The 18,127-nt window shown below is 65.7% G+C and carries 16 protein-coding genes; 2 read left to right on the top strand and 14 right to left on the bottom strand.

What is annotated here, in order from left to right; genetic code table 11:
* Positions 1–10: 10 nt before the first annotated feature.
* The 8 genes from acpS to ACM26W_RS08230 form a co-directional block, all read right to left on the bottom strand.
* Positions 11–388, bottom strand: coding sequence for a holo-ACP synthase (gene acpS, locus ACM26W_RS08265; RefSeq protein ID WP_416140352.1), 378 nt, complete (start codon positions 386–388; stop codon positions 11–13).
* Positions 389–391: 3 nt separating this feature from the next.
* On the bottom strand, positions 392–1,180 hold the full coding sequence (gene pdxJ / locus ACM26W_RS08260; RefSeq protein ID WP_416140351.1) for a pyridoxine 5'-phosphate synthase: 789 nt from the start codon (positions 1,178–1,180) through the stop codon (positions 392–394).
* A gap of 103 nt (positions 1,181–1,283) precedes the next feature.
* Complete coding sequence (gene recO / locus ACM26W_RS08255; RefSeq protein ID WP_416140350.1) at positions 1,284–1,988, bottom strand: DNA repair protein RecO; 705 nt, start codon at positions 1,986–1,988, stop codon at positions 1,284–1,286.
* A gap of 6 nt (positions 1,989–1,994) precedes the next feature.
* Positions 1,995–2,894: a GTPase Era gene (gene era / locus ACM26W_RS08250; protein ID WP_416140349.1), complete on the bottom strand. Its 900-nt coding sequence runs from the start codon at positions 2,892–2,894 to the stop codon at positions 1,995–1,997.
* Positions 2,891–3,595: a ribonuclease III gene (gene rnc, locus ACM26W_RS08245; protein ID WP_416140348.1), complete on the bottom strand. Its 705-nt coding sequence runs from the start codon at positions 3,593–3,595 to the stop codon at positions 2,891–2,893. Before rnc ends, era begins: the two co-directional genes overlap by 4 nt.
* Before the next feature lie 79 nt (positions 3,596–3,674).
* A complete protein-coding gene (gene lepB, locus ACM26W_RS08240) occupies positions 3,675–4,478 on the bottom strand; it encodes a signal peptidase I (RefSeq protein WP_416140347.1) in 804 nt (267 codons plus the stop codon).
* A 27-nt stretch (positions 4,479–4,505) separates the two neighbouring features.
* Positions 4,506–6,323: a translation elongation factor 4 gene (gene lepA, locus ACM26W_RS08235; RefSeq protein ID WP_416140346.1), complete on the bottom strand. Its 1,818-nt coding sequence runs from the start codon at positions 6,321–6,323 to the stop codon at positions 4,506–4,508.
* Positions 6,324–6,445: 122 nt separating this feature from the next.
* On the bottom strand, positions 6,446–6,802 hold the full coding sequence (locus tag ACM26W_RS08230) for a transposase (protein ID WP_416140345.1): 357 nt from the start codon (positions 6,800–6,802) through the stop codon (positions 6,446–6,448).
* 649 nt (positions 6,803–7,451) lie between these two features.
* On the opposite strand from ACM26W_RS08230, the gene ACM26W_RS08225 reads away from it, so the two are divergent.
* Positions 7,452–8,750, top strand: coding sequence for an NAD(P)/FAD-dependent oxidoreductase (locus ACM26W_RS08225; RefSeq protein ID WP_416140344.1), 1,299 nt, complete (start codon positions 7,452–7,454; stop codon positions 8,748–8,750).
* A gap of 376 nt (positions 8,751–9,126) precedes the next feature.
* On the opposite strand, the gene ACM26W_RS08220 is transcribed toward ACM26W_RS08225, so the two are convergent.
* The 4 genes from ACM26W_RS08220 to rpoE form a co-directional block, all read right to left on the bottom strand.
* Positions 9,127–10,548 carry a DegQ family serine endoprotease gene (locus ACM26W_RS08220; RefSeq protein WP_416140343.1) on the bottom strand — a complete coding sequence of 474 codons (1,422 nt, stop codon included), beginning with the start codon at positions 10,546–10,548 and terminating at the stop codon, positions 9,127–9,129.
* A gap of 79 nt (positions 10,549–10,627) precedes the next feature.
* The gene (locus tag ACM26W_RS08215) at positions 10,628–11,596 is read right to left on the bottom strand and encodes a MucB/RseB C-terminal domain-containing protein (protein ID WP_416140342.1); all 969 of its coding nucleotides are present in this window, start codon (positions 11,594–11,596) and stop codon (positions 10,628–10,630) included.
* A 16-nt stretch (positions 11,597–11,612) separates the two neighbouring features.
* Complete coding sequence (locus ACM26W_RS08210; protein WP_416140341.1) at positions 11,613–12,320, bottom strand: sigma-E factor negative regulatory protein; 708 nt, start codon at positions 12,318–12,320, stop codon at positions 11,613–11,615.
* Between the two features lie 194 nt (positions 12,321–12,514).
* Positions 12,515–13,120, bottom strand: a complete 606-nt coding sequence (gene rpoE, locus ACM26W_RS08205) for an RNA polymerase sigma factor RpoE (RefSeq protein WP_416140340.1) — start codon at positions 13,118–13,120, stop codon at positions 12,515–12,517.
* A gap of 338 nt (positions 13,121–13,458) precedes the next feature.
* On the opposite strand from rpoE, the gene ACM26W_RS08200 reads away from it, so the two are divergent.
* Positions 13,459–14,538, top strand: a complete 1,080-nt coding sequence (locus tag ACM26W_RS08200) for a 3-deoxy-7-phosphoheptulonate synthase (RefSeq protein ID WP_416140338.1) — start codon at positions 13,459–13,461, stop codon at positions 14,536–14,538.
* 97 nt (positions 14,539–14,635) lie between these two features.
* Here ACM26W_RS08200 and dinG read toward each other — a convergent pair whose 3' ends face one another.
* Both dinG and rhlB read right to left on the bottom strand, forming a co-directional pair.
* Positions 14,636–16,774 carry an ATP-dependent DNA helicase DinG gene (gene dinG, locus ACM26W_RS08195; RefSeq protein WP_416140337.1) on the bottom strand — a complete coding sequence of 713 codons (2,139 nt, stop codon included), beginning with the start codon at positions 16,772–16,774 and terminating at the stop codon, positions 14,636–14,638.
* Positions 16,775–16,778: 4 nt separating this feature from the next.
* Entirely contained in the window at positions 16,779–18,056 is a 1,278-nt protein-coding gene (gene rhlB / locus ACM26W_RS08190; protein ID WP_416140336.1) for an ATP-dependent RNA helicase RhlB, read from the bottom strand.
* Positions 18,057–18,127 lie beyond the last annotated feature (71 nt).

Below are 18,127 nucleotides of genomic sequence, written 5' to 3'. Positions count from 1 at the left end.
CTTCCAACACCTAGCTCTCAAGGACCACGAATGCCACCGCCAGGGACGCCTCGTCGCTGATCGACAGGTGAGTCGAGTGCACCCCGGCGGCCATCGCCAGCTCGTGGGCCTTGCCCGACAGCAGCAGCGAGGGCCGGCCGAGGGCATCGTTGGTGACCTGAACCTCGGTCCAGCGCATGCCCAGCCGCAGGCCGGTACCCAGCGCCTTGACGAAGGCCTCCTTGGCGGCGAAACGCTTGGCCATGAAGGCCGCCGGCGCCGGATGGCCGGCCAGGCGCTCACGCTCCAGCTCGCCCAGCAACCTCAGCGCCAGTCGCTCACCGTGGCGAGCCAGGGCCCGCTCGAAGCGCTCGACCCTGGCAATATCGGTACCGATGCCGAGGATCATGAGTCAGTGGTGATGATCATGGTCATGGTCGTGCTCCTCCAGCGAAGCCACGAAGCCGGCTTCCTGGCCGGCGATGGCCAGCCGCTTCATCTCGGCCACCGCCTCCTTGAGCCCCACGAAAAACGCCCGGGCGATGATCGCATGGCCGATGTTGAGCTCATGCAGGCCGGGGATGGCGGCGACGGCCTCCACGTTATGGTAGTTGAGTCCATGGCCGGCGTTGACGGTGAGCCCCAACCCCTGCGCCATCTCGCTGGCGGCACTGAGCCGCGCGTGCTCGTGGGCGGCCGCCTGCCCGGTGGTCTCGGCGTAGGCACCGGTATGCAGCTCGATCACTGGAGCGCCGGCCTTCGCCGCAGCCTCGATCTGTGACGGTTCAGGGTCGATGAACAGCGACACCTCGCAGCCGACAGCCGCGAGGCGCTGACAGGCGGCGTGAATCGCCGCGAGGCCGCCCACCACATCCAGGCCCCCCTCGGTGGTCAGCTCCTCGCGCTTCTCCGGCACCAGGCAGACATGGGCCGGACGGATCTCCTCGGCCAGGCGGATCATCTCCTCGGTGACCGCCATCTCCAGGTTCATGCGGGTGTTGAGCACCTCGGCCAGCAGGCGCACGTCGCGCTCCTGGATGTGTCGACGATCCTCGCGCAGGTGCACGGTGATGCCGTCGGCGCCGGCCTCCTCGGCCAGCAGCGCCGCCTGGACGGGATCCGGATAGCGGGTGCCGCGGGCCTGACGCAGGGTGGCGATATGGTCGATATTGACGCCGAGCAGGATACGGGGGGGATGCATGAGGGTCTCCTTGAAGAAGCTGGAAGCTGGAAGCTAGCATGATCCCGCAAAGCTTGAAATCAAGGCTTTTTCTTCCGACTTCCAGGAGCGAAGCGACGCTCTTCTAGCTTCCAGCTTTCGCCCGGCGGCGCTCGGCAAGCTGGCGCATCAGCTCCCGGGAGCGCAGCGGTCGGCTACCCAGCAGCGGCGCCAGCGCCGCCCGGGTGACCGCCTTTGACGGGCCGGCAAGCCCCGGCGCATCCCAGTCGCCGGCACCCAGCAGGCGCAGGGTGCGGCCATCCAGGCCCGGCTGGCCGGGACGGAAGGCGCGGCTGAAGGCATCGAGGACATAGCGCACCTGGGGGTCCAGCTCACCGCCGTCCGGTGTCGTGAAGCGCGGCAGAGCGTCGAGCGCCTCGAGCAACGACACTTCCAGGCGCCGCAGCCCGCCGGCGCGGGCGTCGGGGCGCGGCAGCGCCTCGAGCAGCGCGGTATAGAAGGCGAACACCTCGGACACCGGCAGCTCCACCGGCAAGGTGCGGGTAAGCAGCTCGTTGGCATAGAGCCCACACAGCAATCCCTCGCCGGCCAGCAGCGCCGTGGCCCCGCGGCTCTCCATCAAGCGCAGGCGCTTGAGCTCACCCCCGCCTACCCAGGTGACATGCAGCGGCGAGAAGGGCTGCAGCCGCCCCCGCGAGCGAGAGCCGGGGCGCTGCACGCCCTGAGCCACCGCCCTCACCCGGCCCTGTGACAGGGTGAGAAGCTCCACCAGGGCGCTGGTCTCGCGGTAGGGGCGCTTATGCAGCAGGAAGGCGGGTTCGGGCGTCATGGCGCCTCAGTCGAGGTTGTAGCCCAGGCTCTTCAGCGCTCGCTCGTCATCGGACCAGCCCCGCTTCACCTTGACCCATAAGTTGAGCATCACCTTGGCACCCAGGGCACGCTCCATGTCCAGGCGCGCCTCGCGGCCGATGCTCTTGATGCGCTCGCCGTTCTCGCCGATCAGGATCTTCTTCTGGCCCTGGCGCTCCACCAGGATCAGGGCGCTGATGTGCACCACCCTGCCCTCGTCACGGAACTCCTCGATCTCGACGGTCATCTGGTAGGGCAGCTCGTCGCCGAGCTGGCGCATCACCTTTTCGCGCACCAGCTCCGCGGCCAGGAAGCGCTGGCTCTTGTCGGTAACCTGATCCTCCGGGAAGAAGTGCACGCTCTCGGGCAGGTGCTTGGCCACTTCGGCCTCAAGCTCCGGCACATTGGTGCCGTGCTTGGCGGAGATCGGGACGATGGCGGCGAACTCGCGGCGGGCACCGACCTCCTCCAGCCAGGGCAGCAGGCTCGCCTTGTCCTGGAGGCGGTCGACCTTGTTGACCGCCAGGATAACCGGCGCCGTCACGTGCTCCAGGCGCGCAAGGACGTTCTGATCCTCCTCGCTCCAGCGGGTGCGATCGATGATGAACACCACACAGTCCACGTCGTGCAGGGCCTGTGTCGCCGCCTGGTTCATGAAGCGGTTGATCGCCTTGTTGCGATCCTTGGCCATGATATGGATGCCGGGGGTGTCGACGTAGATGAACTGCGTCTCCCCCTCGGTCTTGATCCCCCTCACCTGGTGGCGCGTGGTCTGGGGGCGCCGCGAGGTAATCGAAATCTTCTGGCCGAGAATACGGTTCATCAGCGTCGACTTGCCGACGTTGGGGCGACCGACGATGGCCACGAAGCCGCAGGTCTGGGTCATGGTCGTGCTCCCTGTGCGTTGGCCCTGACGGGTTCAAGCAGGGCCAGGGCCTTCTCGGCGGCCTGCTGCTCGGCGTGGCGCCGGCTGGCACCCTCGCCGGTGGTGTGTTGGTCGAGCATCTCCACGTGGCAATCCACGGTGAAGGTCTGGGCGTGGGCATCGCCCTCCACGTTGACCACCTCATAGCGGGGCAGCGGGAGCTGACGAGACTGCAGGAACTCCTGCAGGCGAGTCTTGGGATCCTTCTGGGTGTCCTGCAGGCTGGTGTTTTCCAGCCGCGCCGCGTACCAGGACAGCACCCGAACGCGCACCGCCTCCATGCCGGCATCCAGGTAGATAGCGCCGATCACCGCCTCCACGGCATCGGCCAGGATCGACTCGCGGCGATGCCCACCGCTCTTCATCTCGCCGGAACCGAGCCTCAGGTGCTCGCCAAACTCCATCTCGCGGGCCAGCTCGGCCAGAGTCTGGCCCTTGACCAGACGCGCCCGCAGCCGTGAGAGCTGCCCTTCGCGGGCATCGGGAAAGCGCCGGAACAGCGCCTCGGCAATCACGAAGTTGACGATGGAGTCGCCGAGGAACTCGAGGCGTTCGTTGTTCTGCCCGCCGACGCTGCGATGGGTCATGGCCAGCTCCAGCAGGGCGGGATCCCTGAAGGCATGGCCGAGGCGTCGGCTGAAGGCGTTGAGGGAGTTGCTCACGAATATCCTGTTGTCTAATGGCTGGTCGGCGCTGGTATGGGCTGCGGACAGCGGCCTGTACCGCCAGAGGCCCGGAAGCTCACTGAATGCGTCGCACGCTGGTGAAGCTGGGCAGACCGCCATCCCAGCGCATCCACACGGCGAAGGCCCGCCCGACGATGTTCTCCTCCGGCACGAAGCCCCAGTAGCGGCTGTCGTTGGAGTGGTCGCGGTTGTCGCCCATGGTGAAGTAGTGCCCCTCGGGCACTACCACCTCGCGCATCTGCGGGCCCGGGTCTCGAGGATTATTGTAGATCCGGTGCTCGAGCCCGCCCAGTTGCTCGGCCAGCAGCAGCTCGCCGGGGGCGTCGGCGGGGCCCTCTTCCAGCAGCCGCTTGGGTACCGGCTCGCCGTTGACGTAGAGCTGCTTGCCTTCGTAGCGCAGGGTGTCGCCGGGCATGCCCACCACCCGCTTGATGAAGTTCACCGCGGGCTCGTTGGGAAAGCGGAACACCATGACGTCACCGCGCTCTGGCTCGTTGAATTCGACGATGCGGGTATGCACCACCGGCAGGCGCAGGCCGTAGGTAAACTTGTTGACCAGGATGAAGTCGCCCACCTCCAGGGTCGGGCGCATGGAGCCCGACGGGATCTGGAAGGGCTCGACCACGAAGCTGCGCAGCACCAGCACCACCAGCAGTACCGGAAAGAAGGAGCGCGAGTAGTCCACCGGCCAGGGCTCCTTGAGCACCTTCTCGCGGGCCGCGGGGTCGAGCCCCTCGGTGGTGCCGGCCTCGGCGTTGGCCGCGGCGCGGCGGCGGGCGGGGCGCCACCAAATGAGGTCCAGCAGCCAGATCAGGCCGGTGATGGCAACGGCCACCACCAGCAGCAGAGAGAAGTCCATGGGGGTATGCGTTCCTAGCGTTTGATATCAGTCGTTGACCTTGAGCACGGCGAGGAAGGCATCCTGGGGAATCTCCACCCGGCCGACCTGCTTCATGCGTTTCTTGCCCGCCTTCTGCTTCTCCAGCAGCTTCTTCTTGCGGCTGACGTCACCGCCGTAGCACTTGGCGGTGACGTTCTTGCGTAGCGCCTTGACGGTGGAGCGCGCCACCACCTGGCCGCCGATGGCCGCCTGGATGGCCACGTCGAACATCTGGCGCGGAATCAACTCCTTCATCTTCTCGACCAGCAGCCGGCCGCGGCCGTGGGCGTGATCGCGGTGGATGATCACCGCCAGGGCGTCGACCTTGTCGCCGTTGATCATCACGTCCAGGCGCACCAGCTTGGCGGCCTGGAAGCGCTCGAAGCCGTAGTCCAGAGAGGCATAGCCCTTGGAGATCGACTTCAGACGGTCGAAGAAATCCATCACCACCTCGGACATCGGCAGCTCGTAGACTAGCTGGATCTGGCTGCCGAGGAACTGCATATCCTTCTGGTTGCCGCGGCGGTTCTCGCACTCCATGATCACGTTACCGACGAACTCCTGGGGCACCAGGATGCTGGCGCGCACGATCGGCTCGCGCATCTCCTCGACATCGGCCATGTCGGGCAGCTTGGAGGGGTTGGAAACATACATCAGCTCGCCGTTTTTCATGGCGAGCTCGTAGACCACGGTGGGTGCCGTTGTCAGCAGGTCCAGGTTGTACTCGCGCTCAAGGCGCTCCTGGACGATCTCCATGTGGAGAGTGCCCAAAAAGCCCACCCGGAAACCGAAACCCAAAGCGTCGGAATTTTCCGGCTCGTACGCCAGGGAGGCGTCGTTGAGCGCCAGCTTCTCCAGGGCGTCGCGGAAGTCCTCGTAGTCGTCGGCGCTGACCGGGAACATGCCGGCGTAGACCTGGGGCTTGACCTTCTGGAAGCCCGGCAACCGCTCGACATCCGGGGTCCTGGCGTGGGTGATGGTGTCCCCCACCGGAGCGCCCTGGATCTCCTTGATGCCGGCCACGATGAAACCCACCTCGCCGGCGCGCAGCACGCCGGTCTCCTTGCGCAGCGGCGTGAAGATGCCCACCTCATTGGCCTGCCAATCGCGGCCGGTAGACTTGAGGCGGATCTTCTCGCCCTTCTTGAGGGTGCCGTCAAAGATGCGCACCAGCGAGACCACCCCCAGATAGTTGTCGAACCAGGAGTCGATGATCAGCGCCTGCAGCGGCGCATCGGGATTCCCCTGGGGCGGCGGAATGTCGCGCACCAGGCGCTCAAGCAGGGCATCGATGCCCAGGCCGCTCTTGGCCGACACCTGGCAGGCATCGGTGGCGTCGAGACCGATGATCTCCTCGATCTCGTGGGCGACCTTGTCGGGATCCGCCTGGGGCAGGTCCATCTTGTTGAGCACCGGCAACACCTCGAGCCCCTGCTCGATGGCGGTGTAGCAGTTGGCTACCGACTGGGCCTCGACGCCCTGGGCGGCATCCACCACCAGCAGCGCACCCTCGCAGGCATACAGCGAGCGCGAGACCTCATAGGAGAAGTCCACGTGGCCAGGAGTATCGATGAAGTTGAGCTGGTAGGTGTTGCCGTCCTGGGCGTGGTAGTCCAGGGTCACCGACTGGGCCTTGATGGTGATGCCGCGCTCGCGCTCGAGGTCCATGGAGTCGAGCACCTGCTCCTTCTGCTCGCGCTCGGAGAGCCCTCCACAACTCTGGATCAGGCGATCGGCCAGGGTCGACTTGCCGTGGTCGATGTGGGCGATGATCGAGAAATTCCGTATATGGCTGATTTTACTACGGTTTTCGCTATTAGACATACATCAAAATCCGGTTCATGTACGCACCCATGTACAAGGCTGGGCGGGTACCCGAGCGAGCGCGAGAATCAAGGTTGGGCGTATTGTACAGCGAGGAGGCGGGGTTGTCGTCAGACGCGGCCCTAGCCCGGATATTGCACCAGGCTGGCCAGCTTCAGGAAGAGGCCTTGTTTCGGGTATTGGCTGCTCAGCATCAGCCGGATCGCGCGGGTGATGACGGCGCCAATCTTCAACAGCTTCAGGCGAATGGTGTTGACCTGCGCCTGGGCGAAGGCGGTGCGCTTGAGGTAAATCCGACGCAGACGCTCCAGTAGCAGCCCTGCTCTACATTGTCGAGGCCGAAAAGCCGCGATGAAATCCATACCGGCATCGGTAATCTTGGAGTTGGTCACGACGACCGGAATACCGGCATTGATTGCCTGGCGAATGGCGGGAATGACCGCCTGACCATCCGTGGGCCAGATATTGATGGCTTCCATGCGCTGCTGTAACAGATCCCGCATCTAGCCGATCTGTCGGGCCACATCGCCACCGGCGTTCAGCACCCTGATATCGACATTTTCGTTCGCGTCAGCGGCTTTCTTGCATATGAGAACCCTTCAATCAGGCGCTGTAGTATTTATTCTTTAACCTTCATGTTTGCAGGTTTTCTATCGAATGTTAGTCCGGTGAGCAGAACTCCCGCAGCGCGGTCGTGATGGAGAAATGACCATTCTGGTTATTTTGCTCGGTCAGCCGTTGGACAGCCCGACTTTGATTACGGTGTACTCGACCTAAACAATGAGTCCGGTTGCCTGTCCGCCGAGGAAAACCGGTAAACGCTTGGAGGTAGTTCGTCATGTCCAACCCCTTCATCACATGCGGCTCGACCGCGACACCCTGGTGACTTACAAATACCGCCTTGGTCGAGCGGGCCGTATCACTGCGAGAAACATGATCGCCAGGTCGCCATCTGGCAGCAGGCCCGCGATATCCTCGGACTTCGCCGGGACAGTTGAAGCCGCATCGGCCAGTCAGAGAGCGGCATCATCCTACTTGTTCTTGGCCCGGCCTTGTATCTAGCGTAGATGACCGGGAGGTTCGGCGATATTCGACCCGCAAGGTCGTGACACACTCGAGGAGTATTTGATGGGCATGGCAAGGATAGTGGTTGTCGGCGGTGGCGCCGGCGGGCTGGAACTGGTCAGTCGTCTCGGCCGCAAATTGGGGCGGCGCGGCAAGGCAGAGATCGTGCTGGTCGATCGCAATACTACTCATATCTGGAAACCCCTTTTGCATGAGGTGGCGACGGGTGCCCTAGATTCCGGACTCGACGAGGTCTCCTACCAGGGGCACGCCGGCGACAACGGCTACCGGTTCCAGCGTGGGACCCTGTCCGGGCTGGATCGCGAAAAGCGCCAGCTGAGCCTGGCTACTGTCTTCGATGAGCACGGTGCGGAAGTCCTGCCCTCGCGCACCCTGGACTATGATGTCCTGGTGCTCTCCCTGGGCAGTGTCAGCAATGACTTCGGGACACCGGGCGTGGCCGAGCACTGCCACTTCCTCGACAGTCCTGCCCAGGCGGAGGCCTTTCGGCAGGATATGCTCAACACCTTCCTCCGTTACAGCGACCCCGAGCAGCAACGCCTCTCCCGATTGAAAGTCGGCATCGTCGGTGCCGGTGCCACTGGTGTGGAGTTGGCCGCCGAGCTCTATGATGCCTCGCGAATCCTCAACAGCTATGGCTTCACCTCCCTGGACAGCAGCCAACTGGAAGTTCACCTGGTCGAGGCCGCCACGGATATCCTGCCGGTGCTGCCCGAACGCATCCGCAAGGCGGTGGCCACCGAGCTGACCGGGCTGGGTGTCGAATTGCATGTCGGCACCCGGGTTACCGGCGTCGAGGAGGGGGTGATCGTCACCCTGGATGGAGCACGCATCGAGACTGACCTTTGTGTCTGGGCCGCCGGCATCAAGGCGCCGGAAATCCTGTCGACCCTGGGGCTTACCACCGAATCCAATCATCGCCTCAAGGTGTTCTCCACCCTGCAGAGCCTCGATGATCCGAACATCTTCGTCTTCGGTGACTGTGCCAGCTGCCCCCAGGAAGACGGCTCCACGGTGCCGCCTCGGGCCCAGGCCGCCCATCAGCAAGCCCTGCTTCTCTCGCGCAACCTGCGTGCCAGGCTTGACGGCAATCCCTTGAGGCCCTTCGTCTATCGGGATCGCGGTTCGCTGATCTCGCTTGCCCATTTCGACGCCGTCGGCAGCCTGATGCGTGGCGCTTCGGCGCGCAGTCTCTTCCTCGAGGGCCACCTGGCGAAGTTCTTCTATGCGTCGCTGTATCGCATGCACCAACGCGCCATTCATGGCACGGTCAAGACGGCCCTGATGGTGATCGTCGACGGGCTCAATTTCTTCCTCAAGCCACGCATGAAATTGCACTGAATCACTAAACTCTTTATACCCAACTCGCTCAACCCAACATGAGGCGCCCCTTATGTCTGGATTCGACCTGATGATGACTGGCTACAGCCGACAGGGTCTAACAGACAGATATAAAACAGTGGCTTAAAGAAAGGAATGGCGGGAGATTAATGATCAATGCAGGCGATGATCGAGAAGTTGCGGATATGCTTGAGCTTGTCGGAAGAGGTGTCTTGGGCCATCGAGAGAATTCTGCCTGATAGGGTTCGGGCCAGGCCTGGCGGCACGCGGGCCGCCGGCAAAAGGCCGGGGTCGGACGCCATTGTACCGGCATGCGCCGGCCAGATACGGCGAACCCGGCGACCAGGGGCGCCGGGTTCCGATTGGCCGGGGTGGCTCAGTCGTCGGTCAGGCGCAGAGCGACGAACAGCGAGCGGCCATCGCGGTAGAGGCGCACCGGCACGGCGCGGTCGGCGGGCAGCTCGCTGACCAGCTCAACCAGTTGCTCGGGATCGCTGACGGCCTGATGGTCCATGCTGACCAGGATATCACCGGGGCGAATGCCGGCCGCAGCGGCGGCGCCATTGGGGTCGACCTCGCGCACCCGCACGCCGCCCTCGATGCCGAGCGCCTCTCGCTCGGCGCTCTCCAGCTCGCCCACCGAGATACCCAGGCGGGCCTGGCGGCTCTCCTGGGGGCGACTGGCGGTGGCGCGCTCGGCGTCGGGCCAGTCGCCCACGGTGATGCTGAGCTGGCGGCGCTCACCGTCTCGCATCAGTTCGAGCTCCACCTCACTGCCCGGCGCGGTACGGCCGATCAGCCGCGGCAGGGTGCTGGAGTCGTGCACCCGGCTGCCGTCCACCTCGAGAATGACATCGCCCGCCTCCAACCCATCGCGGGCGGCCGGCCCCTCGGGGTCGAGGTCGGCGATCAGCGCACCGCGGGGGCCATCCATGCCGAAGGATTCTGCCAGGTCTCGGGAGACCGGCTGGATCATCACACCCAGCCAGCCGCGGCGCACCTGGCCGTCATCGCGCAGCTGGTCAGCCACGTCCATGGCGACGTTGATGGGGATGGCAAACGAGAGGCCCATGAAGCCACCGCTGCGGGTGAAGATCTGGGAATTGATGCCGATCACCTCGCCGTCCAGGTTGAACAGCGGCCCGCCGGAGTTGCCCGGATTGATGGCCACGTCAGTCTGGATGAAGGGCACGTAGGCGTCCCGCGGCAGGGTACGGTCGATGGCGCTGATGATGCCGGCCGTCACCGAGTGGTCGAAGCCGAAAGGCGAGCCGATGGCGGCCACCCATTCGCCCACCTTGAGGGTATCTGAGTCACCCAGCTTGAGCGGCGGCAGGTCCCCGCCGTCGACCTTGAGCAGTGCCACGTCGGTGCGCTCGTCACTGCCCACCAGCTCGGCCTGAAGCTCCCGGCGGTCGCTGAGGCGCACCAGGATCTCGTCGGCCCCCTCTACCACGTGGGCGTTGGTGAGGATGTAACCCTCTTGACTGATGATGAAGCCGGAACCCAGCGACTGGCGCTCCTGAGGCCGCCCCGGGGCCTGCCCGCCGGGCGGCTCCGGGAAGCGGTCGCCGAAGAAGTGACGGAAGATTTCGGGCAACTCCTGGCCGCCGAAGCCCTGGAAGGGATTCTCGCGACTCTGCACCATACGTGTGGTGGAGATGTTGACGACGCCGGGAGCGGCCTCTTCCACCAGCACGGTGAAATCGGGCAGTTCCTGGGAAGCAGCCGACTGCCAGACCAGCAGGGTCGCGGCCAGCAGCATCCACAGGGAGAGGGGACGGATCATGCGTTTCATGCAAGGCTCCTGCGATGGGTCGGGAGAACGGTTATCGTGCTTTCTGAATGACAATGATGGTTCGGGTGACAGGCCGGCATCACGGCGCCTCCCAGACCAGGCTGTCGGCGACACGCAGCAGCACACGGGGAGGTAACTCGCCCATCACCACCAGCTGGCGCGGCTGTCCGCCCAGATCGCGGTGGCGCACCGCGGCATTGGAGACCCCCAGGCGATGCAGCCCCGGCGCCAGCAGCTCCGCCTCGTTGACGGGCGATACGAAAAGACTGAGGGTAGCGAGCCCGTCGCTGTAGAGACGGTGGATGACACCTTCACCGTGACGGGCGCTGCGGGTATCTGCGGGCTGTGCGGTAAAACCTTCGGGTAGCCAGCCCAGCCGCCAGGGGTCCGTCGGCACCTCGCGCTGGCGGTCGAGGCGTATCTCTCCCTGATGCAGACGCGGCTGCTCCAGGGTGGTGAGCTGGAAGGTCTCGAGGGGACGGCCGGTCTCGTCGAGCAGCGACTGCTTCAGGGTCAGGCCGGTGGCCTGATCGAGCCACAGACGATGACCGAAGCGGAAGCTGTCCAGGGGAGCGATATCCAGGCGGAGGGCGCGACGATTGGCGATGCGCTCCTCACCGCCGAGCTGAAGACGATAGAGCGCGCCGGCCCGCTCGGCGATGCCGGCGGGGGAAGGCGGCGCTTCTCCGCCTTCCCCTGGCCCGCCCAGGCGTCCGATGCGCCCGCGGCGCTCGAACACCATGGGCGGGCCGTCGAGATAGCTGGCCACGCCCCTCTCGATGCCGTCATGCACATCGTGGGTGAGCGTCAGGGTGCGCACGCCATCATGGCCAATGCGCACGGCATGGGCATCATATCGGTAGCAGTGGCCCGCCCACAGGCTGCGCTCGAGCCACTGCTGGGCAGAGGTTGGCGCCGGGGCCTGGGCCAGAGTTCGGCAGTCGAAGCGTTCCTCACTGGACTCAGGCGAAGCCGCCGGCAGGACGCTGCTGATCAGCAGGCCAACCAGGCAGCTCGCGGCGATAAAGCACAGGCGTGACGCGGTCATCGTCACCCCTCTACGCTCAGCGCTGACCGAGGCTGTCGGCGCCGGAGGCGCGCAGCAGCGGCAACCAGGTATCGCCACTGCGGAAGGCGGCCCCTTCGGCGTGACGATCCAGGTAGGACTGCAGCAGGAGTGCCTGCTGCTCGTCGGCCAGCAGCGACTGACGTTGACCCGGGGCCATGAACATGGGGGCGGACTCGCCACCGGCACCAACGGTCATAAGCCCCTGGCCGCCGCCCCGGGGCAGCTGAAACAGCGGCAGATCAACCAGCGAGGGACGAGCGGTGGCGTTATCACTGGACGCCAGACTGGCAGGAGCCGGCTGGGAAGAGCTGGCGCCCGCCGCCACACTCGGTTCCGCACCGTCCGGTCCACCGCCCGGGGTGTCACCAGAGTAGAACTGGACCCCGGTAATGACCATCAACGATACCGCGGCGGCGATGCCGGCGCTGCGTGCGAAGGGCAAGGTGCGACGCCGGGCCTGCGGGACCCTGTCCATTTGCGGCAGCTGCTCATCCTGCAGGCGCGCCATGATGCCGGCGGAGAGGTCGGTGGAGACGTCGACATCGGGTTCCCGGCGCATCAGGCTACGCATCAGATGGTAGCGACGCCACGCCTCGGCGGCGTCGGGGGAAGCGTCCAGCGTCTTGAGTAGCCGACGAAGCTCGAGCTCGTCTCCCTCGTTGTCCATCAGGGCAGAAAGCGATTCCCGTGCGTTCTGACTCATTCTCAACACCCCCTACTGTGGCAAGGCACTCCGCCCTGCTCCCTCATTTCAGCCTGGAATCGACATTCCCGGTCTGGTCCGGGAATGTCGACGCGATCTCCGCCGCACGGCGGATCGAACACTGCTTCTGACGTCAAAGGCGACGGACAGTTCAGCCAATCGACAAAAAGTGTGCAACCCGCCCCGCTGGCCGGCTACTCCTCTACCGTCTCGCGGTTGCGAGACGTGGTGACCAGCGGCTGGATGTGCTGGTCCACCGCCTCTCGGGCGCGGAAGATGCGCGAGCGCACCGTGCCCACCGGGCATTGCATGATGTTGGCGATATCCTCGTAGGAGAGCCCCTCGAGCTCACGCAGGGTGATCGCCGTACGCAGGTCGTCGGGCAGATTGTCGATCGCCTCGAACACCGCAGCCTCGAGCTGATCGCGGGCCATGGCGGCCTCTGGCGTCTCGGAATCCGCCAGGCGTCCGCTATGATCGACGATCTCGGCATCGGCGATATCCAGGTCGCTGCCCGGTGGGCGGCGCCCTCTCGAGACCAGATGGTTCTTGGCGGTATTGATGGCGATGCGATACATCCAGGTATAGAAGGCGCTCTCGGCGCGAAACTTGCCCAGCGCCCGATAGGCCTTGATGAACGCCTCCTGGGCCACATCCTGAACCTCGGAGTGGTCGTGGACGTAGCGCCCGATCAGCCCGATGATCTTGTGCTGATACTTCTTCACCAGCAGGTCGAAGGCGCGGTTATCGCCCTGCTGGGCGCGCTCGACGAGCTGCTGGTCGGTCTCCCTGGCGCCCATTCACGGCCTCCCCGACAGACGACGAGGAGAGCGTGGCGAGTGCGCTCTGGGAGCGGCGGTCATGTTGGAAAATGCGTGCATGGCGTCAACCTGGAGCCCGAGAGGGCGGCGAAGTGTCCGGAGGCCGTAGCCCAAAGTCGCACAAGTGTTCCCTTTTCCTGGCCATCCATCAACCCGAGGTGCCTGATCGGGTAGCTGCTGGACAACCCGCGCTAGGACCACCACAGCCTGCAGGGGTTCCGTGATTGATCTCATGCGGCCCCACCGGTGTATAGTAGAAGGAAAAATTATCACTCGCCCCCGGGCCATCAGCGCAGACACGACACACAGGTAGCCGCATGACAGATCAGCAGGTCAGCAACCTCAACGTCCTCTCCCAGGACGTTCTCATCACTCCCGAAGCCCTGAAGCAGGAGATCCCCCTCACCGAGGCCGCCGAGCGGACCGTGATCGAAGGGCGCGAGACCATCCAGCGCATTCTCGACGGTGAGGACCCGCGCCTGCTGATGGTGGTGGGTCCCTGCTCCATCCACGACGTGGACGCCGCCCTCGACTATGCCCGCCGCCTGCGCCGCCTGGCCGATGAGGTGAAGGATAGTCTCTACATCGTGATGCGTGTCTACTTCGAGAAGCCGCGCACCACCGTGGGCTGGAAGGGCCTGATCAACGACCCGCACCTCAACGGCTCCTTCGAGATCGAGGAGGGCCTGCACATCGCCCGGCGCCTGCTGGTGGAACTGGCCGAGATGGGCCTGCCGCTGGCCACCGAGGCGCTCGACCCGATCTCGCCGCAGTATATTCAGGACTGCATCAGCTGGTCGGCTATCGGTGCCCGCACCACCGAATCCCAGACCCACCGTGAGATGTCCTCGGGACTCTCCTGCCCGGTCGGCTTCAAGAACGGCACCGACGGCAGCCTGGAGGTGGCGGTCAACGCCCTGCAGTCGGTCGCCCACCCCCACAACTTCCTGGGCATCGACTATGCCGGTCGAGTGGCGATCATCCGCACCCGCGGCAACGCCTACGGCCATGTAGTGCTGCGCGGCGGCAACGGCAAGCCCAACTACGATAGCGTCAGCGTGGCACTGGCCGAGCAGGAGCTGAGGAAGTCCGGCATCAAGCCCAACATCATGATCGACTGCTCCCACGCCAACTCCAACAAGGACGCGGCCCTGCAGCCGCTGGTGCTGGAGAACGTCACCAATCAGATCCTCGAGGGCAACCGCTCGATCATCGGCCTGATGGTGGAGTCGAATATTGGCTGGGGCGCCCAGAAGTTGCCCGATGACTTGAGCCAGCTGCAGTACGGCGTCTCCATCACCGACGCCTGCATCGACTGGGACGCCACCGTCCGGGCCTTCAAGGCGATGAACGAAAAGCTCACGCCGGTGCTGGCCAAGCGTCTCGAGGCGGCGTGAACACATCCCGTTAGCGCCTATGAACCGCCTATGAACATAGGCCTCTGAAACACCGCGGGCCCGCCAACTGGCGGGCCCGCTTTCGTCTACCGCCCTGCTACTGGCGGACGCCGTCGATCTCGCGCACGAAGGGCGGCAGGGCATCGAGCAGCGCCCGGCCGTAGCGGCGGGTGAGCACCCGGCGGTCAAGCAGGGTGATGCGGCCGCTGTCGGCCTCCTTGCGGATCAGCCGGCCGCAGGCCTGGACCAGCTTGATGGAGGCGTCCGGCACGCTGATGCGCATGAAGGGGTTACCGCCGCGGCTCTCGATCCACTCCGCCAGGGTCGCGCCCACCGGGTCGTCGGGCACCGCGAAGGGCAGCCGGGTGATCACCACATGGGTGAGGTAGTCGCCGGGCAGATCGATCCCTTCGGCGAAGCTCGCCAGCCCGAAGATGATGCTGCCCTCCCCTGCGTCGACCCGCGCCCGGTGCCGGGTGATCAGCTCGCGCTTGGGCAGCCGGTCCTGGGCCAGCACCCGCTCGCCCAGCGCCCTGGGCAGTGCCTTCTCCACCGCGCGCAGCTGGGCCCGGGACGAGAAGAGCATCAGCACCGCCTCCTGCTTGCCCAGCGCCCGAACGAAGTCGACGATGGCGCGTTCGTGGCCTTCACGATCGGCAGGGTCAACGGCCTCCCGGGGCACGCTGAGCACTGCACGAGAGTAGTCGAAGGGGCTGGGCAGGCTCTGGTAGCGGTAGCGGTTGGCCAGCCCGGCGCGCTCCTGCAGGCGCTCGAAGCGCCCGAGGGCGGTGAGCGTAGCCGAGGTGACCACGGCGCCGAAGGTGGCCCCCCACAGGCTTTTTGCCAGGGTATGGGCCGCCGAGACGGGGCTTGCCGAGAAAGTCAGCTCCGGGTCGGTCCCGAAGCGCTCCAGGCTCAGCCAGCGGGCCCGAGGCGGCTCACCCTCGGGATCGGCCTCGCTGAAGGCCAGCCACAGAGCGTGGGCCTCCAGCGCCCGACCGTGGAGCAACGCCAGCAGCGGCAACCAGGCCTCGGCCTGCTCGCGAGGCAGGCCGGTGTGTTTCTCCGGGTCGAGGCTCTCGCGCAGGATGTCGGCCATGCTCTCGAGAGTGCGCGACAGCTCGGCGAAGATCACCAGCAGGGCGCCGGCCAGCTCGCGCAGCGCCTCGGGCGCCCGCCCCATCTCGAAGCGGTGCTGGCGGGCCTCCTCGCCGTCGGCGAGCCCTTCGAGGCGCCCGGCCAGCTGGTGGCCCAGGGCGAAAGCCTCACCAAGCTTTGGCTCCAGTGCCCCGATGGCCTCGGGCAGCGTGGCCAGCAGCCGCGCCAGGGTCGGCTGTACCGCCAGCGCCTGGTTGAGCTCGGCAAGCGACTTCCTCAGGGTGCGCAGCCAGCCCAGGGCGCCCCCTACGGCGAAGCGGTGGGTGAAGTGGCTGAGCGCCTTGTCGGGCAGGTGGTGTCCCTCGTCGAAGACGTGGATGCAGTCGCCGGGGGCGGGCAACACCACGCCGCCGCCCAGGGAGAGGTCGGCCAGCACCAGGTCATGGTTGGCCACGATGATATCGGCCTGCTCCAGGTCGCGCCGAGCACGGAAGAAGGCGCAGGCACCGAAGTGCCCGCAGCGGCGGTTGGTGCACTGGCGGTGGTCGACGGTGAGCTTGCGCCAGTGGCCGTCGTCGATGGCCTCGGGCCAGCTGTCGCGATCGCCCTCCCAGCGGCCGTTGCCGTAGGCCTCGCCGAGCGACTTGGCCAGGGCCTGGAAGTCGTCGCCGCCACTGGCAAGCTCACGCTCGAAGAGCGAATAGGTAGGGTTCTCCTCGGTGCCGTCGAGGGTCTGGTCGAGGTGCGCCACGCAGACATAGCGACCGCGCCCCTTGGCCAGGGCGTAGCTGAAGTCGATGCCGCTGTGAGCTTTCAGCGCGGGGAGATCCTGATGGAGTACCTGCTCCTGCAGGGCCACGGTGGCGGTGGCCACCACCAGCCGCTTGCCGCGGGCCTTGGCCACCGGCAATGCGGCCAGCAGGTAGGCCAGGGTCTTGCCGGTACCGGTACCGGCCTCGAGCACGCAGACATGCTCGTCGCTGATGCGCTTGCCGGCCTCATCGACCTCGATGCCCGCCAGGGTGCGGGCGATCTCGGCGATCATCAGCCGCTGACCGTAGCGGGGCGTCAGGTCCAGGCCCTCGAGCACGCGGCGATAGGCGGCCTGGATCTCGCCCTTCAGGGCCTCGTCGAGCATGGGCTCAGAGCATGCCTTCCGGCGGATGCTCGCAGGGCAGCTTGTCGCCGATGAAGCGCTCGATCTCGGGCAGCGAGAAGGCATCCTCCTCGCCCACGAAGCTGATCGACACGCCCTTGGCGCCGGCACGACCGGTACGGCCGATGCGGTGGACGTAGTCCTCCGGATCCTCCGGCAGCGTGTAGTTGATCACGTGGCTGACATCCTCGATATGGATGCCGCGGCCGGCCACGTCGGTGGCCACCAGCACCTGGATCTCGCCTTCGCGGAACTGCTCCAGGGTCGTGATGCGCTGATTCTGGGGCACATCACCGGAGAGCATGGCGGCGTTGATACCGGCCTTCCTGAGCAGCTCGTCGAGCTTGCGCACCAGGTCGCGGCGGTTGCCGAACACCATCACCCGGTCGAAGCTCTCCTGCTTGAGCAGGTTGACCAGCAGGCGCTGCTTGTCCTCGTCGCCGACCAGGTAGACGCGCTGATCGATGTCGGCGGCGTTTTCCACCGTGACCGCGATATCGACGTGGGTCGGATCGAAGGTCCACTGGCTGGCCAGGTCGAGAATGTCCTCGGTGAAGGTCGCCGAGAACAGGAAGGTCTGGCGCTCCTCCGTCTTCGGGGTGTGGCGGATGATGCGCTTGACGTCGGGGATGAAGCCCATGGAGAGCATGCGGTCGGCTTCATCGAGCACCAGTACCTCGACCTGGGTGAGGTCGACATCGCGCTTCTGGTGGAAATCGAGCAGCCGGCCCGGGGTCGCCACCAGGATGTCCAGGCGATCGGCCAGGGCCTCTCGCTGCGCCTGGTAGTCCATGCCACCCACGACGCTTGCCACCTTGAGATCGGTGAAGCGGGCCAGAGCCTTGGCGTCCTTCTCGATCTGCAGGGCCAGTTCGCGGGTCGGCGCGACGATCAACGCCCGCGGAGCGCCGGGCTTCTGGCCGTTAGGGGCCTCCTCCTCGAGGAAGTAGGCCAGGATCGAGATCAGGAAGGCGGCCGTCTTGCCGGTGCCGGTCTGGGCCTTGCCGACCACGTCGCCGCCCAGCAGGGTGTGGGTCAGCGCCTCGGCCTGGATCGGGGTGCAGTACTCGAAGCCCAGGGCGTGGATGGCATGCATCAACGGCAGCGGCAGGTCGAAGTCATGGAAGCGCCACTTGCCCGCTACGGCAGGCACCTGGAACTGGCGCAGGTCCCAGCCGGAGGCGTTGCGCCGCCGCGGCTTGCGACGACGACGCTTGGGCTTGCGATCCTGGGCCGGTGCGTTGATCTGATCCGACTCGCTCATAGGCTGCTGTCTGTCCGTTTGGGTGGTTGAGTGCATGAAACAAACGCGCATTGTAACAGCCAATGCGACGA

The organism is Halomonas sp. HK25, assembly GCF_047795635.1.
Classification (GTDB): domain Bacteria; phylum Pseudomonadota; class Gammaproteobacteria; order Pseudomonadales; family Halomonadaceae; genus Halomonas.
The sequence above is the reverse complement of the archived record's forward strand: the minus strand, read 5'-3'. Positions and strand labels throughout refer to the sequence as shown.

Coding starts and splice junctions, on each gene's coding strand:
- acpS (WP_416140352.1), bottom strand. CDS start 388: ATGATCCTCGGCATCGGTACCGATATTGCCAGGGTCGAGCGCTTCGAG.
- pdxJ (WP_416140351.1), bottom strand. CDS start 1,180: ATGCATCCCCCCCGTATCCTGCTCGGCGTCAATATCGACCATATCGCC.
- recO (WP_416140350.1), bottom strand. CDS start 1,988: ATGACGCCCGAACCCGCCTTCCTGCTGCATAAGCGCCCCTACCGCGAG.
- era (WP_416140349.1), bottom strand. CDS start 2,894: ATGACCCAGACCTGCGGCTTCGTGGCCATCGTCGGTCGCCCCAACGTC.
- lepB (WP_416140347.1), bottom strand. CDS start 4,478: ATGGACTTCTCTCTGCTGCTGGTGGTGGCCGTTGCCATCACCGGCCTG.
- lepA (WP_416140346.1), bottom strand. CDS start 6,323: ATGTCTAATAGCGAAAACCGTAGTAAAATCAGCCATATACGGAATTTC.
- ACM26W_RS08230 (WP_416140345.1), bottom strand. CDS start 6,802: ATGGAAGCCATCAATATCTGGCCCACGGATGGTCAGGCGGTCATTCCC.
- ACM26W_RS08225 (WP_416140344.1), top strand. CDS start 7,452: ATGGGCATGGCAAGGATAGTGGTTGTCGGCGGTGGCGCCGGCGGGCTG.
- ACM26W_RS08220 (WP_416140343.1), bottom strand. CDS start 10,548: ATGAAACGCATGATCCGTCCCCTCTCCCTGTGGATGCTGCTGGCCGCG.
- ACM26W_RS08215 (WP_416140342.1), bottom strand. CDS start 11,596: ATGACCGCGTCACGCCTGTGCTTTATCGCCGCGAGCTGCCTGGTTGGC.
- ACM26W_RS08210 (WP_416140341.1), bottom strand. CDS start 12,320: ATGAGTCAGAACGCACGGGAATCGCTTTCTGCCCTGATGGACAACGAG.
- rpoE (WP_416140340.1), bottom strand. CDS start 13,120: ATGGGCGCCAGGGAGACCGACCAGCAGCTCGTCGAGCGCGCCCAGCAG.
- ACM26W_RS08200 (WP_416140338.1), top strand. CDS start 13,459: ATGACAGATCAGCAGGTCAGCAACCTCAACGTCCTCTCCCAGGACGTT.
- dinG (WP_416140337.1), bottom strand. CDS start 16,774: ATGCTCGACGAGGCCCTGAAGGGCGAGATCCAGGCCGCCTATCGCCGC.
- rhlB (WP_416140336.1), bottom strand. CDS start 18,056: ATGAGCGAGTCGGATCAGATCAACGCACCGGCCCAGGATCGCAAGCCC.